Origin of the sequence: Streptomyces mobaraensis, assembly GCF_020099395.1 — a bacterium.
In the GTDB taxonomy this organism is placed as follows: domain Bacteria; phylum Actinomycetota; class Actinomycetes; order Streptomycetales; family Streptomycetaceae; genus Streptomyces.
In genome coordinates this window covers 1,459,585-1,475,936 of sequence record NZ_CP083590.1, presented here as the reverse complement: position 1 = coordinate 1,475,936, position 16,352 = coordinate 1,459,585, and the positions used below count along the sequence as shown (strand labels likewise).

12 protein-coding genes and 3 pseudogenes are annotated in these 16,352 nt (G+C 75.1%); 10 read left to right on the top strand and 5 right to left on the bottom strand.

Going from position 1 to position 16,352, the window contains the following annotated elements; translation table 11 throughout:
* Window position 1 precedes the first annotated feature (1 nt).
* Window positions 2-670, bottom strand: a complete 669-nt coding sequence (locus K7I03_RS06220; protein WP_185945492.1) for a response regulator — start codon at window positions 668-670, stop codon at window positions 2-4.
* Window positions 654-1,439 (bottom strand): sensor histidine kinase, encoded by a 786-nt coding sequence (locus K7I03_RS33760; RefSeq protein ID WP_185945493.1) that lies wholly within the window; start codon window positions 1,437-1,439, stop codon window positions 654-656. The genes K7I03_RS06220 and K7I03_RS33760 overlap by 17 nt, the downstream gene beginning before the upstream one ends.
* A gap of 338 nt (window positions 1,440-1,777) precedes the next feature.
* Here K7I03_RS33760 and K7I03_RS06205 point away from each other — a divergent pair, with 338 nt between their 5' ends.
* The 7 genes and pseudogenes from K7I03_RS06205 (at window position 1,778) to K7I03_RS06175 (ending at window position 11,645) form a co-directional block, all read left to right on the top strand.
* Complete coding sequence (locus tag K7I03_RS06205; protein ID WP_185945494.1) at window positions 1,778-2,548, top strand: response regulator transcription factor; 771 nt, start codon at window positions 1,778-1,780, stop codon at window positions 2,546-2,548.
* 770 nt (window positions 2,549-3,318) lie between these two features.
* Window positions 3,319-5,295 (top strand): APC family permease, encoded by a 1,977-nt coding sequence (locus tag K7I03_RS06200; RefSeq protein ID WP_185945495.1) that lies wholly within the window; start codon window positions 3,319-3,321, stop codon window positions 5,293-5,295.
* 120 nt (window positions 5,296-5,415) lie between these two features.
* Entirely contained in the window at window positions 5,416-5,598 is a 183-nt protein-coding gene (locus K7I03_RS06195) for a hypothetical protein (RefSeq protein ID WP_185945496.1), read from the top strand.
* 19 nt (window positions 5,599-5,617) lie between these two features.
* Window positions 5,618-6,550, top strand: a pseudogene (locus K7I03_RS06190) (alpha/beta fold hydrolase); the annotation flags it as partial.
* Window positions 6,548-10,141 carry a carboxymuconolactone decarboxylase family protein gene (locus K7I03_RS34020; protein WP_317988287.1) on the top strand — a complete coding sequence of 1,198 codons (3,594 nt, stop codon included), beginning with the start codon at window positions 6,548-6,550 and terminating at the stop codon, window positions 10,139-10,141. The pseudogene K7I03_RS06190 and the gene K7I03_RS34020, both read left to right, overlap by 3 nt.
* Before the next feature lie 4 nt (window positions 10,142-10,145).
* Window positions 10,146-10,790, top strand: a complete 645-nt coding sequence (locus tag K7I03_RS06180) for an MBL fold metallo-hydrolase (RefSeq protein WP_185945501.1) — start codon at window positions 10,146-10,148, stop codon at window positions 10,788-10,790.
* A 75-nt stretch (window positions 10,791-10,865) separates the two neighbouring features.
* Window positions 10,866-11,645, top strand: a complete 780-nt coding sequence (locus tag K7I03_RS06175) for an exodeoxyribonuclease III (protein ID WP_185945502.1) — start codon at window positions 10,866-10,868, stop codon at window positions 11,643-11,645.
* A 72-nt stretch (window positions 11,646-11,717) separates the two neighbouring features.
* On the opposite strand, the gene K7I03_RS06170 is transcribed toward K7I03_RS06175, so the two are convergent.
* Both K7I03_RS06170 and K7I03_RS06165 read right to left on the bottom strand, forming a co-directional pair.
* Window positions 11,718-12,233, bottom strand: a complete 516-nt coding sequence (locus tag K7I03_RS06170; protein WP_185945503.1) for a MarR family winged helix-turn-helix transcriptional regulator — start codon at window positions 12,231-12,233, stop codon at window positions 11,718-11,720.
* Between the two features lie 71 nt (window positions 12,234-12,304).
* Window positions 12,305-12,793, bottom strand: coding sequence for a MarR family winged helix-turn-helix transcriptional regulator (locus K7I03_RS06165; RefSeq protein ID WP_224346915.1), 489 nt, complete (start codon window positions 12,791-12,793; stop codon window positions 12,305-12,307).
* Here K7I03_RS06165 and K7I03_RS33755 point away from each other — a divergent pair.
* The 3 genes and pseudogenes from K7I03_RS33755 to K7I03_RS06155 all read left to right on the top strand — a co-directional run.
* Window positions 12,683-13,087 (top strand): annotated as a pseudogene (locus tag K7I03_RS33755) (NmrA family NAD(P)-binding protein); the annotation flags it as partial. The gene K7I03_RS06165 and the pseudogene K7I03_RS33755 overlap by 111 nt on opposite strands.
* A 124-nt stretch (window positions 13,088-13,211) precedes the next feature.
* A pseudogene (locus K7I03_RS33750) lies at window positions 13,212-13,796 on the top strand (NmrA family NAD(P)-binding protein); the annotation flags it as partial.
* Between the two features lie 29 nt (window positions 13,797-13,825).
* Complete coding sequence (locus tag K7I03_RS06155; protein WP_224346914.1) at window positions 13,826-14,275, top strand: MarR family transcriptional regulator; 450 nt, start codon at window positions 13,826-13,828, stop codon at window positions 14,273-14,275.
* A 94-nt stretch (window positions 14,276-14,369) separates the two neighbouring features.
* Here K7I03_RS06155 and K7I03_RS06150 read toward each other — a convergent pair whose 3' ends face one another.
* Window positions 14,370-16,226: an SGNH/GDSL hydrolase family protein gene (locus K7I03_RS06150; protein ID WP_185945544.1), complete on the bottom strand. Its 1,857-nt coding sequence runs from the start codon at window positions 16,224-16,226 to the stop codon at window positions 14,370-14,372.
* Between the last annotated feature and the right edge of the window lie 126 nt (window positions 16,227-16,352).

Here is a 16,352-nt window from a genome sequence, read left to right as displayed (position 1 = left end):
GTCAGGTCCCGTCTCTCCGCAGGGGCGGCGGGATGAGGGAGGAGGTCACGGCCTTGTTCACCGCGTCCATGCGCGAGACCGCGCCCAGCTTGCCGTAGATGCTGCGCAGATGGCGTTTCACGGTGCCCTCGGCGATCGACAGGCGGCGCGCGATCTGGGCGTTGCTCAGCGCCTCCGCGGTCAGGGCGAGCACCTCGCGCTCCCGGGCCGACAGGCTCTCGCCGGGCGCCCGGTCGAGGCGGTCGAGCCCCTGCCGGGACACCGACAGGATCACGTGGCCGGGGCCCCGCTCGACCTGGACGCTGTGGATGGCGGCGATCAGCTCGTGCCGCGTCGACCCCTTCACCAGGTACGCCCCGGCGCCCAGGCCGAGCAGCTCCCGGGCCAGCGCGACGTCGTCGTGCATGGTGAGCACGACGACGCGGCAGCCCGGCGCGACGGCGCGCAGCTGCGCCAGCGTCTCCCGGACGCCCTGGCCCGGCATCTCGACGTCGAGGAGGACCACGTCGGGGCGCAGCTCGGCGGCCTTGTCGCACGCGCCCTTGCCGTCGTGGGCCTCGCCGACGACCTCCAGGCCGGGCGACGCGGCGAGGATCTCGGCGACGCCCTCGCGGAACAGCGTGTGGTCGTCGGCCAGCAGGATCCGGACGGGCCTAGCCGCGCTCGCCACTGGCGTTCCCGTGGGGCCCGTCGAGCGGGGCGAGCGGTACGCGGAGCCGGACGCGGGTGCCGTGCCCGGGGCGGCTGTCCACGGTCAGGCTGCCGCCGAGAAGCGCCGCACGCTCGCGCATGCCGAGGAGACCGCCGTGCCGGCCGGACGCGGCGGGATCCGGGTCCTGGAAGCCGCGGCCGTCGTCCTCCACGCCGGCGCGCACCTCGGCCTGGGTCACCTCCACGGTGACGGTGATGCGGCCGGCGTGGGCGTGGCGCAAGGCGTTGCGCTGGGCCTCGCGGAGTACGAGGCGGACCTCGCGGGCGGTGCGGGACGGCATCAGGGACTCGTCGCCGGTGACCAGGACGCGTACGGTGCCGGGGGTTCGGCCCGTGGTGCCGAGGTCGCGGGCCAGAGCGGCCGCGAGGGGGAGGGCGTCGGGGGTACCGGCTGTCGTGCCGGCGCCGGGCGTGTCGGCCTTGCCGGCCGTGCCGGCGGTCCGTGTGGTCCCGGTGGGTTCGGCAGGGGCGCGTAATCCGGCCATGACGGTGCGCAGGTTCTCCAGCGAGGCGCGGACCGCGTCCCGGGCCGCCGCGAGCTTGCGTTGTGCCAGCTCCGGGCGGGTGTCGCGGTACATGTCGTACAGCTCGAAGGAGGTGAGGGCCGAGCCGAGGCCGGCGGCGACCTCGTCGTGCAGATCCCGGGCGACGCGACGGCGTTCGCCGGCCAGGGTCCCGGCCTCCGTCGCGGCGTCCGGGGAACGGTCCACGAGGCGCTCCGTCACCATGCCCGGCACCCCCGCCACTCCGTACGCCCGCAGCCTTCCCGGCCTGAACTTCTGTTCGATCTGCGCAGCGTACCCCGCTGTCCGTGGGGGTGTGTCAGGAAACCGTCAAGATCACGCCATTGTGGTGGCGGCCTGTCCGGAGGGCCGGTGTGCGCCGAAAGAGGCACGTCCCGTTGTCCCCCTCGGTGCCGTCGGAATGCCCCGCGTTGAGCCCCGCCCGCCGGCTTGATAGACAGCGCTTCCGGAAACAATTGGGAAGCGTGGGGCGGGAGTTCCAGCGCACCACGGCGTGTCCGGGATAACGGCGGGGTGGTCCGTCAGCGGGGGAGGCTGATCGAATGAACGTGCTGATCGTCGAGGACGACGACGGAGTGGCCGAGGCGCTGGAGCGCACGCTGGCGGCGCACGGTTACGGGACGCACCGCGTCGGCACCGGCGCAGAGGCCCTGGACCGGCTCGGCGAGGAGCAGTTGGTCCTGCTCGACCTGGGCCTGCCCGACCTGGACGGCTTCGAGGTGTGCCGGCGGATGCGGAAGGCGTCCTGCGTACCGGTGATCGCCCTGAGCGGCCGGAGCCGGGAACTCGACCGGGTGCTGGCCCTGCACCTGGGAGCCGACGACTTCGTCGCCAAGCCCTTCAGCCGCTACGAGCTGGTGGCCCGCATCGAGGCCGTCCTTCGCCGGGCCGCGGGCTGCGTCCGGCACGGCACCGCGCCCGCCGTGGAGACGGCCCCGGACGCCGCCGCGCCGTCGGCCACCTGGTCGGGATCCGGGTCCGGGCCGGGGGCGCGCCGAGCCGGGGCCGACCCGCTGGAGGCCGGCCCTCTGCGGATCGACCCGCGCACACGGAAGGTATTCGTCCGCGACCAGGAGGTGCGGATCACGCGCAAGGAGTTCGATCTGCTGCTCCTGCTGATGCAGGAGCCCGGCACGGTGATGGAGCGCCAGGAGATCATGTCCCGGGTGTGGGACGAGAACTGGTTCGGCTCCAGCCGCACCCTCGACGTCCACGTGCGCTCCCTGCGCGGCAAGCTCGGCGACCGGCAGTGGATCGAGACGATCCGCGGCGTCGGCTACCGGCTGGCCGTGCCGGCGGCGGCCCAGGCGTGAGGCGGGGCGCCCGGGATGGACGGCGCGGTGTGCGGGGGCGCCGCCGGGGCGTACGCCTCGCCGGGGTCTCCGCCGGGGTCTCCGCCGGGGTCTCCGCCCGGGTCTCCGTCCGGGACCTTGACCGGGTCTCCGTCCGGGACCTTGACCGGGTCTCCGCCCGGGGCCTTGACCGGGTCTCCGCCCGGGGCCTTGACCGGTGCCGCCCCGGGCCGGAAGCACCGACGGCACGGAACCGGCCACGGAGGCCGTCGGCGCCCAGCCGGCCACCGGCCGCACCCGCGGCGTACGGCTCGGCCCGGACGGGAGCGCTGCCGTGGCCAACGCGGTCCACGCGGGTCGACGTCCTGCCCACAGCACCGCCCACGCCACGCCGGCCGGCCACGAATCCCCCTCGCCGTGCGGACCGCCGAACCGCGGGTACACGTGGCCATGTGCGACAGGGGGCCCGGCAGCACCGCCGCGGAGACCGCCCGCGCCCGCGCACCGTCACGGCGGCAGTGCCGCGGCCGGCCGGGCCCGGGTCCCGGCCCGGGCATCGCGGCGGCCCTCCCGCCTTCCCGCGGCGGCCACTTGGGGCTGGGCCGCGCCGCAGCCGGAAGGCCACGGGCGGTCGCGGGGATGCCGCTTCCGCGACCGGCCGGCGCCGCCCGCACGACGGGCCGGACGATGACCGGAAACGAAGCCGACCGGGCGTCGAACCCGGTTCCGGCATGGTGAATACTCGCTCCTCGTTGCCTCCCCACAGCGCGAAGAACGGCAGGGAAAGAGCCATGACTGTCACGCCGGTGAAACCCGCTCATACCGAGTCGGAGCGGCCGGTCCGCCGCCGCTGGCGCGCCTGGTTACTGGAGGGTCTGAGCGAGCAGTCGGCACGTCATCCGGGCCCCCACGGCACACCGCCGGAGGAGCACGAGGGACACAGCTGGTGGCGCGTCATGTGCCTGACCGGTGTCGACTACTTCTCCACCCTCGGGTACCAGCCGGGCATCGCCGCGCTCGCCGCCGGCCTGCTCTCGCCGCTGGCGACCCTCGTCCTCATCGCCCTCACGCTGCTGGGCGCGCTCCCCGTCTACCGCCGGGTGGCCAGGGAGAGCCCGCACGGCGAGGGCTCCATCGCCATGCTGGAACGGCTGCTGCCCTGGTGGGCGGGCAAGCTCTTCGTCCTCGTCCTGCTCGGCTTCGCCGCCACCGACTTCATGATCACCATCACGCTGTCGGCGGCCGACGCCTCCGCCCACGTGGTGGAGAATCCTTTCGCCCCGTCGTGGATGCGGCACGCCAACGTCTGGATCACGCTGCTGCTCCTTACCGGCCTCGGCGCCGTGTTCCTCAAGGGCTTCCGCGAGGCGATCCGGGTCGCCGTCCTCCTCGTCGGCGTCTACCTCGTGCTCAACCTGGTGGTCCTGGCCACCGCGGTGTGGCACGTGGCGGCCGGGCCCGAGGTGGTCGGCGACTGGTGGCGCTCCCTGACCACCGACTACTCGTCGCCGTTCGCCATGATCGGCGTGGCGCTGCTCGTCTTCCCACGGCTGGCGCTCGGCATGTCGGGCTTCGAGACGGGCGTCGCCGTGATGCCGCAGATCCGCGGCGGCACCGGCGACACGTACGACGACCCCGCCGGCCGCGTCCGGGGCACGCGTCGGCTGCTCACCACCGCCGCCCTGTTCATGAGCGGCTTCCTCCTGGTGAGCAGCCTGGCCACCACGTTCCTCATCCCGGCCAAGGAGTTCGAGAAGGGAGGCGAGGCCAACGGCCGCGCGCTCGCCTACCTCGCGCACCGCTACCTCGGCGAGGTCTTCGGCACGGTCTACGACGTCTCTACCATCGCCATCCTCTGGTTCGCCGGCGCGTCCGCGCTCGCCGGCCTGCTCAACCTCGTACCGCGGTTCCTGCCGCGCTACGGCATGGCCCCCGAGTGGACCCGGGCGGTGCGGCCTCTGGTGCTGCTCTTCATGGCCGTCTCCATCACGATCACCATCCTGTTCGACGCCGACGTCGACGCGCAGGGCGGCGCCTACGCCACGGGAGTGCTCGTCCTGATCCTCTCGGCGTCCTTCTCCGCGACCATCGCGGCCCGCCACCGCGGGCATACGGCGGCCACCGCCGGATTCGCCGTGATCACGGCGGTCTTCGCGTACACCCTGGTCACCAACGTCATCGAGCGGCCCGACGGCCTGAAGATCGCCTCGTTCTTCATCGCCGGCATCCTGCTGTCCTCCCTGGGCTCGCGGATCAGGCGCTCCTTCGAACTACGGGCCGTGAACGTGACGTTCGACGAGGGGGCCGAGCGCCTCATCGACGAGGTGGCCTCCGCCGGCCCGCTGCGGATCATCGCCAACGAGCCGGACGAACGCGACGAGGCCGCGTACCGCGAGAAGGAGTACAGCCAGCGCGAGGAGACCCACATACCCGACGGCTCGCCCGTCCTGTTCCTGGAGGTGACGGTCCAGGACTCCTCCGACTTCACCGCCGACCTCAAGGTCACCGGCGAACACCGCCACGGCGCGCGCATCCTGCGCGTCGAGGGCCCCGTCGTGCCCAACACGATCGCGGCCGTCCTGATGGAACTGCGCAACCGCACCGACCGGGTGCCGCACGCGTACTTCAACTGGACCGAGGGCCACCCGCTCAGCCACCTGCTGCGCTTCCTGGTCTTCGGCGACGGCGAGGTGGCCCCGGTCACCCGCGAGGTACTGCGCCGCGCGGAACCGAACCTGTCCCGGCGCCCGCGGATCCACGTGGGGTGACAGGTGGCGTGACGAGATCCGGTCAGGGGGCGTCGCGCGGGCCCGGGTCACGGCCGGGGCGCCGGTTCCGGTGACCTTGAGTGGTCTCCGTCGCGTACGCCTGTACGATGCCCGCGCCGCATGCCTCACGTACTCGGCGAACAAGGCGTGTTGGATCACATCCTTGCCCGGTGGGCCGGCCACACGAACGCCAAGACGACGAAGAAGTGGTACGTGAAGCCGGGCGTGGATGGCCTCCCTCCCGCGGCGGAAGCCTGGGGCGGCTTGGTGGAGGCCAGTACCCCCTTCCGTGAGATCGTGTGAGATGTGGGAGCGTGAGCGGGTGAGTGAGAGTACGCCGAACACCCTGCAATACCGCTTTGACGGGCCAGAAGACGCCCCCGTCCTGGTCTTGGGCCCAGCGTTGGGTACCACATGGCACATGTGGGACCGGCAGGTGCCGGAACTCACCCGCCAGTGGCGCGTCTTCCGCTACGACCTGCCGGGGCACGGCGGCGCGCCCGCCCATCCGGCGGCCACGGTCGGCGAGTTCACCGACCGGCTGCTCGCCACCCTCGACGCCCTCGGCGTCGAGCACTTCGGCTACGCGGGCTGCTGCATCGGCGGCGCGATCGGCGCCGACCTCGCCCTGCGCGGCCCGGAACGGCTCGGCTCCCTCGCCCTGATCGGGGCGGCCGCCCGCTTCGGCACGGCGGACGGCTGGGGCGTACGGGCCTCCGAGGCCCGTTCCCACGGCCTCGACCCCGCGGCGCGTGCCGCGCCCGAGAACTGGTTCAGCCCCGCCTTCGCCGCGGCCCAGCCCGCCATAGTGGACTGGGCCGTCCACATGGTGCGCACCACCGACGTCCCCTGCTACTCCGCCGCCTGCGAGGCGCTGGCCGCCTTCGACGTCCGCTCCGGCCTCGACCGGGTGGGCGTGCCCACGCTGGTGCTCGTCGGCGCCGAGGACCAGGTGACGCCGCCCGCCGACGCCCGCGTCCTGGTCGCCGGCATCCACGACGCCCGCCTGGCCGTCGTCCCCGGCACCCGCCACCTGGCCCCCGTCGAGCAACCCGCCGCCGTCACCGACCTGCTGGTGAGCCACTTCACGGCGGACTGGCAGCGGCGGGCCCCGCGGGGACGCGGCGCGGGTACGGGCCCCGGTACGCCGCCGGGCCCGGCGACCGATCCCACCGCTGTCACCGCCGCTCCCGCCCCCGCCGCGAGCGGACCGGGCGCGCCCGCCGGTCCGTCGGAGCCGGGCGGGCCGGGTATGCCTTCCGCCGGGGGTACGCCCGGCGGTTCAGCCCTGCACGCCGGCCCGTCCTCGATCCCTCCGGCCACGTCCACCGGCGCGTCCGCGGCCGGCGCGGGCGGTCCCGGGGGCCTGTCCTCCTCGGGTGCCTCGGGTCTGTCGACCGGCGCGGCCTCGGTTCCGCCGGTCGCGTCCAGCGGCTCGTTCGCGGCCGGCGCGGGTGCTTCCGCCGGCCTGTCGGAGCCCGGCGGGCCGGGCGTGCCGTCCGCTGGGGGTGTGGCCGCCGGTTCGGCCATGCACGGCGGTTTGTCGGTCGGCGCGGCCTCGGCTCCTCCGGCCACATCCACCGGCCCGTCCCCGGCCGGTGTGGGCGCCCCCGCTGGTCTTTCGGTGCCCGCGGGCGCGTCTGCGGCGGCCCCGCCCGGCGCGCCTTCGGCCGGGTTGGCTGCCACGGCCTCGGACTCCGGTGGGCCGTCTTCCGCGCCCCCGCCCGCGCCGCCAGGCGAGGCGCCGACGGCGCTGTTGCCGCCGATCGTGCTGGGGGACGGGCCGGTGCCGTCCGCCGCCTTCACCGAGGGGCCGCCCGCCGGCTGGCCGCCGTCCCGCGGCGCGGACGTGCCGCACGGCGTGTTCGGGCCACCTCTGGCGGGCGGCATACCGGGCCCTGCCCCGGATCCCGTGCCCTTCGGCGCGGCCCCCGACCCCTTCGGCCCCGCGAACGGCCCCCGGCCGGCCACACCCGCCACGCCCCACGGGCCCAAGGCCATGCTCCGTAACGGAACGCTGCGGGCCGACGTCTTCGGCCCGGTCGGCCCGCCGGTCGACAGCCCGTACGCGACGGCGGCCCCCGCCGCGGGCGCTTCCGCGGACGCGGGCGGCCCGAGGGCCGAGGGCGCGCCGACGGCGTACGGTCCTTCCGTCCCCGGCCGCGTCGAGGCCGAGGGGGGCTTCGGACCCTTCCCGGGTTCGTCCCCGGCAGGCGCGCCTACCGCAGCCGGCCCGGGCGAAGTCGCGTCCCAAATGCCTTATGCCGCAGGGGCCTTCGGTGCCCCGACCGCTCCGGTCCGGCCCGCTCCCGGCCCGTTCGCGGAAGCGGGCGGCAGCGGCGCCCAGGGGCCGGGAACAGGTTCTCGTACGGGCGCGGGGGCACCCCCGGCAGGACAGGGGAGCCCCGCACGGGTGGACGTGCCGACCACGGACATGTCCCCGGTGACCCCGTCCGTCCCGGGACCGCGGCGGTCCGAGGGCACCGGCATCGCGGCGGAGGGCTCGTCCTCGTCGACCGCCCCCGACCCCTCGGTCCGCCCGGGTGCTGGTGCGGCGACCTCCGCAGCGGGCGGGCCCGTCCCGGACCGGGCACGGGTGGACGTGCCGACCACGGACATGTCCCCGGTGACCCCGTCCGTCCCGGCACCGCGGTCCGGGGGCGCCGGTACCCCGGCGGAGGACTCGTCCTCGCCGACCGCCCCCGACCCCTCGGTCCGCCCGGGCGCTGGTGCGGCGACCTCCGCAGCGGACGGGCCCGTCCCGGACCGGGCTCGGGTCGACGTGCCGACGACGGACATGTCCCCGTTGACCGCATCGGCTCCGGCGAGCCGTCGCGAGGCCACTGCGAAGGTGAGTGGTGACGCGGTGGCGGATTCCGCTCGTGCGGACGTGCCCACCACCGACATGTCCTCGTTGTCCGCGCCCGATTCGGCGAGCCGTCATGGCGCCCGGTCCGGCGCGAACGGGAAGGCGGCGGCCCAGGCGGGTTCCTCCGGTGGATCCGGCGGGGACGCGCCTGCCGCTGACACGTCCCCGATGGGCGGGCGCCCCACGGCGGCGGGCGGCGACGAGGCGACGGCGCCGGGAGCCGGCCGCGTCGATGTGCCGACGACCGACATGGCGGTGCTCCCCGTGCCTGGTTCGGTGACGGCCGTCGCGGAGGCGCCCGGTGCGGGCGGCTCCACTCCGGACGTTGCCCGGGTGGACGTGCCGACGACCGACATGTCCGTGCTCTCCGCGCCCGATCCGGTGGCGGCTGCCGGCGGGGCGCCCGGCGCGGCTGGGCCGGCCCCCGACATCACGGGGGCGGACGCGTCGGCCGCCGACACGTCCGTGAGGTCCGCACCGGATACGGCGGCCCGTTCCAAGGAGGGTGCGTCGGCTCCGGAGCGGGCGCATGCGGAGGGGACCGTCATCGACGGGTCCACTGTCTCCGCACCGAGTGCGGCGGCCCGCTCGGGTGCCGCGGCGCCGATCGCGGAACGGGTCCGGGCGGACGTGCCCACCACCGATATGTCCGTCGTCTCCGCACCGAGTGCGGCGGCCCGCTCGGGTGCCGCGGCGCCGATCGCGGAACGGGTCCGGGCGGACGTGCCCACCACCGATATGTCCGTCGTCTCCGCACCGAGTGCGGCGGCCCGCTCGGGTGCCGCGGCGCCGATCGCGGAACGGGTCCGGGCGGACGTGCCCACCACCGATATGTCCGTCGTCTCCGCACAGAGTTCGGCGGCCCGCCCCGGCGCCGCGACGTCGGCCGCGGAAGCAGCCCGGGCGGACGTGCCGGCCAGTGGTGTGCCCCTGGGGGCCGCACCGGATGGGGCCGTCCACCCCGGTGCCGGAGGGCCAGCCGGGGAACGGGTCCGGGAATATGTGCCGCCGACTACCGACACATCCACGGCGTCCGCACCCGGTTCGGCCGTCCGCCCCGGCGCCGGAGCGCCGGCCGCGGAGCAGGCCCGCGTGGACGTGCCCACCGCCGGCACTTCCTCGGCCACCACCGCCACCGACCGTCCGAGTACTCGCCGCACCGCCGGGAGGACCGGTATCGGGGTGGGCGTGGGCCGGCAGGCCGCCTTCGGGGCGAGGGGGCCGGAGGCGGGGGCGGGCGCCCCTGGGGGCGACGGACGGCCCACCGGGGCGGAAACCCGGAGCCATACCGGCACCGGCCCTGACACCAGCACTGGCGTCGGCAACAGCCCCAGCAGCGACGCCCCCGCCGAAGTCGCCCGCCGGGAGGACGTCCGGCCCGCCGGTTCCGCGACCCTGCCCGCCGCCGCCACCACGCACGGAACGGAGGCGGCCGTATCCACCGGCGTACCCACCGACGTACCCACCGACACGCGCGCCCCGCGCGCCCGCCACCGTGCCGGAGGCGCGTACTCGGCGGACGCCCTGACCGTCGTCGAGCCGGGGGCCGACGCCGGGGGCGCGGGCGCTCCGGCGGGGGCGCTCGACGTGCGGCGGCGGGCGCTGGGGGAGGCGCACGGGGAGGCGTACGGTCAGGCGGCCGGCGCGGCGGATCCGTTCACGCGCGAGTTCGAGGACTTCGCGGCCCGCGTCACCTGGGACGAGAGCTGGTCCCGGGCCGGCCTCGACCCGCGGACGCGGGCGCTGCTCACCCTGACCGCGCTCACCGCCGGCGGCCACGTCCAGGAGCTCCCCGGCCACGCCCGGGCCGCGCTCCGGCTGGGGGTCACGCCGGGTGAGATCCAGGAGGCCCTGCGGCACACGGCCCTCTACGCCGGGCTGCCCGCCGCCCGGGCCGCCTTCGCCGCGATCCGGCCGGTCATGGGGGACGGGCCGGGCCGGCCGGACTCGTCCCCCGAGGGTGGCGCGTCATCATGAGGGCATGAAACTCACCAAGTACGGTCACGCCTGCGTCCGTCTGGAGAAGGAAGGCCGCGCCCTCGTCATCGACCCCGGCGGGTTCACGGAGGAGGACGCGGCCCTCGGGGCGGACGCCCTGCTGGTCACGCACGAGCACCCGGACCACTTCGACGCGAACCGGCTGCGGGCCGCCCTGGAGGCCAACCCGGCCGCCGAACTGTGGACGCTGCGGAGCGTCGCCGAGCGGCTCTCGGCCGCGTTCCCGGGGCGGGTGCACACCGTCGGCGAGGGCGACGCCTTCACGGCCGCGGGGTTCGACGTCGAGGTGCACGGGCAGCTGCACGCCGTGATCCACCCGGACCTCGAACGGATCACCAACGTCGGTTACTTCGTGGACGACACGCTCTTCCACCCCGGCGACGCCCTCACCGTCCCCGGCCGGCCGGTGGACACGCTGATGGTGCCGGTGATGGCGCCGTGGAACAGGGTCGGCGACGTCATCGACTACCTCCGCGAGGTCGCGCCGCGCCGGGCCGTCGACGTCCACGACGCGCTCCTCACCGACCTGGCGCGGCCCGTCTACGACCGCATGCTCGGCCCGGACGGCCCCGGCGTCGGCGGGGCGGAGCACTCCCGGCTGGAGTCGGGGGAGAGCGTCGAGCTCTGACGTCCACCAGCCTGAGGAACACCCCTCCCACCTGCGGAAACGGGCGTTGTCAGACCCTCCCGTTAGGGTGGCCGCATGCGCATCGCCACCTGGAACGTGAACTCGATCACCGCCCGTCTGCCCCGGCTGCTGGCCTGGCTGGAGAGCAGCCGTCCGGACGTGCTGTGCCTTCAGGAGGTCAAGTGCGCCGCGGACGCGTTCCCGTACGAGGAGCTGCGCGGCCTCGGCTACGAGGCCGCGGTCAACGCGACCGGCCGGTGGAACGGCGTGGCCGTGCTCTCCCGCGTCGGCATCGCCGACGTGGTGACCGGCCTCCCGGGCGGTCCCGACTTCGAGGGCGCGCAGGAGCCCCGGGCCATCTCGGCCACCTGCGGGGCCGCCCGCGTCTGGTCGGTCTACGTGCCGAACGGCCGGGACGTCGAGCACGACCACTACGGCTACAAGCTCCGCTGGTTCGAGGCGCTCCGCGACGCCGTGGCCGCCGACGCGACGGGCGACCGCCCGTTCGCCGTCCTCGGCGACTACAACGTGGCGCCGACGGACGACGACGTCTACGACCCGGCCGTCTTCGAGGGCGCCACCCACGTCACCCCGGCCGAGCGCGCCGCCCTCGCCGCCCTGCGCGACACCGGCCTGTCCGACGTCGTGCCCCGGCCGCTCAAGTACGACCGCCCGTACACCTACTGGGACTACCGGCAGCTGTGCTTCCCGAAGAACCGGGGCATGCGCATCGACCTCGTCTACGGCAACGCGGCGTTCTCCGGCGCGGTCAAGGACGCGTACGTCGACCGCGAGGAGCGCAAGGGCAAGGGCGCGTCCGACCACGCGCCGGTCGTCGTCGACCTGGACGTCTAGGTCCTGCCGCTCCGACTGGATCCTGTGGCCCCGATTGGATCCAGTCGGGACGTCGGCCGCGGCCCGGCCCGCTCAGGCGAGGTGGTCGGTGACGCGCCGGAGCACGGAGACCGCCGTCGCGTACTCCTCCTCCGTGATGTCGCCGACGATTTCCTCGCGCACCCGGGCCATGCGCTCCTTCGCCGTCGCGAGGCCCGCGAGGCCCCGGTCGGTGAGGGTCAGCCGGCCGTCGGCGTCGGCGGCGAGCCAGCCCCGGTGCACGAGCGCGTCGGCGGCGTGGGCCGTCACCTCGGTGCCCATGCCGTAGGGCACGTCTACGGCGCGGATCTCATCCCTGGTGAGGCCGTGCTCGGCCCGGACGACGTTGTTGAGCGCCCACCACTGGGGCTGGGTCAGGTCGATGCCCGCCAGGGCGGCCTGGGAATGCCGCAGGATCGCTTCCGTGGCGCGCGAGGCGACGAGGGCGATGGGCGGCTGGGCGGGTGCGGTGGGCGCGGCGGGTGCGGCGGTGCCGTTCCGCGAGGTGTTCACGGAGGCGTTCGCCGGGGTGTCCGCGGAGGTCTTCACGGAGGCGTTCTCGTGCGTCATGATCAAGAAGCTAGGACCTCAAGTGCGGTTGAGGGCAAGCCCCGCCCGGCCTCCGGCCCCCGCCCCTCGCCTCACTCCGGTTTCGGCCGCGACCGCAGGTACCGCATCTGCGCCTGGCTGAGATCGTGCGCCTTCCGCATATGGCGGGTGACCACCTCCAGTTCCTCCTCCGTGTGCTCGTCGAGCAGTGCCCGCCAGGCCCCGCCGAGGTCGTCCCACACCGCTTCGACGCGGGCGACCCGCTCCGGCACCGGGGTGACGAGCACCTTGCGGCGGTCCTTCGGGTCCGGGGTCCGGGCCACGTAGCCGTCCCGTTCGAGCCGGTCCACCAGCCGGGTGGCCGATCCCGTGGTCAGCCCCGTCATGTCGGCGATCTGCCGGACGGTGAGCGGCTCGGTCCCGGCCGTGAGCAGGCTCAGGCACTGCACGTCCGTCGGGTGCAGGCCGAGGTGGTCGGCGACGGCCTGGTTGAACAGCACGTACGCCGCCATGTAGCGGCGGGACTCCGCCGACAACTCCTCGTACAACCGGGCCCGTCGAGGGTCCGTCACCTGGATCACACTCCAAATCGCTGCGCGGCGCAGCAATATCCCGTAATCTCCTGCGTGGCGCAGCGACTGCGTCATGCAGCAAGTTTACGTGATCCACCACCCGTACCCCCGTCAGGAGAACCCGTGCCCACCATCGCCGTCACCGGAGCCACCGGAGCCCAGGGCGGAGCCACCGCCCGGGCCCTGCTCGCCGCCGGCCACCCCGTGCGCGCCCTCACCCGCCGCCCCGGATCGTCCGCCGCCGAGGCCCTCCGCCGCCTCGGCGCCGACGTCCGCCACGCCGACTTCGACGACCGCGCCTCCCTCGACGCCGCCCTCGCCGGCGCCGACTCCCTCTTCGCGGTCACCACCCCGTTCGGCACCGACGGACACCGAGACCCGGCAGGGCAGGACCCTCGTCGACGCCGCGGCGGCCGCCCGCCTCGGGCACGTCGTGTTCACCTCCGCCGCGCACGCCGACCGCGGCACCGGGATCCCGCACTACGAGAGCAAATACCTGATCGAACGACACCTGCGCGCGTCCGGTCTGCCCTGGACCGTGATCGCCCCGGCGGCCTTCATGGACAACTACGCCAGTGGCTGGACCCTCGACGGGCTCAGGGACGGCGTCTTCGCCTGGCCGATGCCCGCCGACCGGCCGCTCACCCTCATCCCCGCCACCGACATCGGCGCCTTCGCCGCGCTGGTCCTCGCGCGGCGCGAGGAGTTCGCCGGCCGCCGCGTCGACATCGCCTCCGACGAGCTCACCCCCGCCCGCATCGCGGAGACCCTCGCCGCGGCCGCCGGCCGCCCGGTCGTCCACCGGGAGGTACCGCTGGACCGGGTCCGGGAACACTCCGCCGACCTGGCGGCCATGTTCGCGTACTTCACCACCGCCGGCCTCGACGTCGACGTCGCCGGGCTGCGCCGCGCCTACCCCGAGGTCGGCTGGCACGGCTTCGCCGACTGGGCCGCCGGCGAGGACTGGGCGGCCCACCTGGCCGCCGACCCCGCGCCGGCACACCACCACTGACGACCACCGCATCGCTGAGGGAGACCCCCGTGACACTCGACGGCATGAAGCCCATCGGCTACTGGCTCAACCGCACCGACCGGGCCCTCACCCGCGCCATGGACGGCATCCTGGCGGAGCACGGCCTCACCAGGACCGCCTGGCAGATCCTCAACGTCGTCCGCGCCGGGCGCGGGACCGTCGCCGACGACGAGGTCCTGTCGGTCCTCGCCGCGAACGCCGACGCCGCCGCGCTGCGCGCCGCCGTCCGCGTCCTGCTCGACGACGGCTGGGTGAACCGTCCCGCGCCGGGGCGGCTCACCCTCACCCCGGAGGGCAACCGGCGGCTGGCGGCGGCCGCCGAACGCGTCGACGCGTTCCGCGCCGCCTCCGCCGCCGGCATCTCCCGGGACGAGTACCGCACGGCCGTCCTCGTCCTGGAGCGCATGACCCGCAACGCCGAGGGCCTCGGGGCCGCCGCGGCCCACGCCGGCCACTGAGCCCGCCGGCGGCCCCAGCCCGGCGGGCCCGTGCCCGGTTGCCTCTACGGAACCCGATCTCTACGGAACCCGATCTCTACGGAACCGCCGCTCCTCACCCCACCAGCCGCCGCAGATCCACCGCGTCCGCGAACGCCTTCATCCCCGCGTCGTTCGGATGCAGATGGTCCCCGCCGTCGAAGCGCGGCAGCATCCGTTCCGGGTGTTGCGGGTCACGGACGGCGGCGTCGAAGTCGAAGACCGCGTCGTACACGCCGCCGTTCTGCCGGATGTGCCGGTTGATGGCCGTCCGCTGGGCGTCGGCCGTCGCCGTGCAGTCGTAGAAGCCGCCGCAGGGCGCGATGGTCGCCGCGATGACCCGCAGGCCGCGTTCGTGCGCCCGTTCCGCGATCGACCGCAGGGCGGCGATCACCTGGGTGGCGGTGGTGCCGGCGCGGATGTCGTTGACGCCCTCGAAGACGATCACGGTCCGGGCCTGGGACTGTGCCAGTACGTCGCGTTCCAGCCGGTGGCCGGCGCTGACGCCGCTGAGCGTGGTGCTCGGGCCGCTGCCCTGGTAGCGGTCGTCGACCACCCGGTTGCCGGAGATCCCGCTGTTGAGGACGCCGTACGCGGGGACCGTGTGCTGGGCGCGCAGCCGCCGGGACAGCAGGTCGGGCCAGCGCCCGTTGGCGTCGGGGGTGGACCGTTCGCCGTCGGTGATCGAGTCGCCGAGCGCGACCACCGATCCCGGGCCGCCGCCGACGTCGACGCCGGTGAGCAGCGGCCAGGTGGCGAGCGTCCCGGTGTACGCGCCCGCGTCCCGGTCGGCGGTGCGGTCGCCGCCGCCGTCGGCGGTCAGGTAGGACCGCTGGTTGGTGTAGTTGTGCACGGGCAACGCCCGTACGGTGCCGGGCAGATGGATGCTCACCAGCAGGCTGGTGTCCGGCGGCACGGTGAATCCCAGCGGATCGCTGAACCGCTGGGTCCCGGCCGGCAGGACGGCCGCCTGCTTTCCCCCGAACGTGAGCGTCCGGGGCGCGGCCGCGGCCGTCGCGCCCTTCCCCTGTACGGCGACGGTCGCGTGGCCGATCCGCACCGGCTCGGCGGCGAACGTGTTCTCCAGCCGGATCCGGGTCCGCGGCCCGCCCGCGCTGCCGTGCACCACCAGCCGCAGCGTCCGGTCCTTCCACGGCCCGACGGCCGTGTACCCGGACGTGGGAGCCGCCCAGCTGCCGGTCCACTCGTTCGTGGGAGCGCGCAGCGCCATGGAGAAGACGTGCAGTCCGGTCGCCGCGCGGGGGGCCTGCGGCAGGACGACCGACTCCACCTCCCGGCCGCGGGCGACCGGCACGGTCACCGCGTGCAGCCGGGTGGTCTCCGTCCGGCGCCCGCCGGGGGTGTTGAGGTGGGGGAGGCCGACGGCCTTGGTGGTCAGCGGGCCGCGCCGCCAGTCGGGGGCGGTCAGCCGGTACGTGCTGCGGGAGCCGTCGAGGTAGCGGACGGTCCCGGTGCCGCTGACGTCACCGCCCGGCCCGGCGGCCGCGCTCCCCGCGACGAGGAAGGTGAGCGCGTCGCCCCGGCCGCGCAGCCGGACCGTCTGCCCGGCCGCGCGGACGTTGTCCGGCGTGCCCGGCGCGGAGCGCGGCCAGCGCAGCGCGGCGCCGTCGATCGGCAGTTCCTTGCCGGGGGTCCAGCCCGCCGCGGCGAGGTCCTGGGCGGAGAAGGAGCCGCCCGCTCCGTCGAAGTCCGCCTCCCGGGGCCGGGCGTCGTCGCTCACCGCCTTGTTGTCGAAGAGCCGCTCCAGAGGGAGCGGCTCCTTCGCCGGTTCGGCCGGTGCGGCGGGGCGGGCGAGCGCCGGGGCGTTCGCGAAGGCGACGGCGCAGACCGCCCCCACCACGACGGTTCCCGCCGCCGCCCGCCGTCTGTGCCGCCGTTCCGGGTGTGCCGTGCCGTGCGCTGTCCGGAGCATGCTTCTCATGCCTCCCGTGATTCCCCACGCCGAATGTGGCGGGATGAAGTTAGGGAGACCACGGAACCACGTCAAGGAGGCCGCCAGGTCACGTCGTCCCGCCGCGTGCGGGTGGTGGGGCCATCT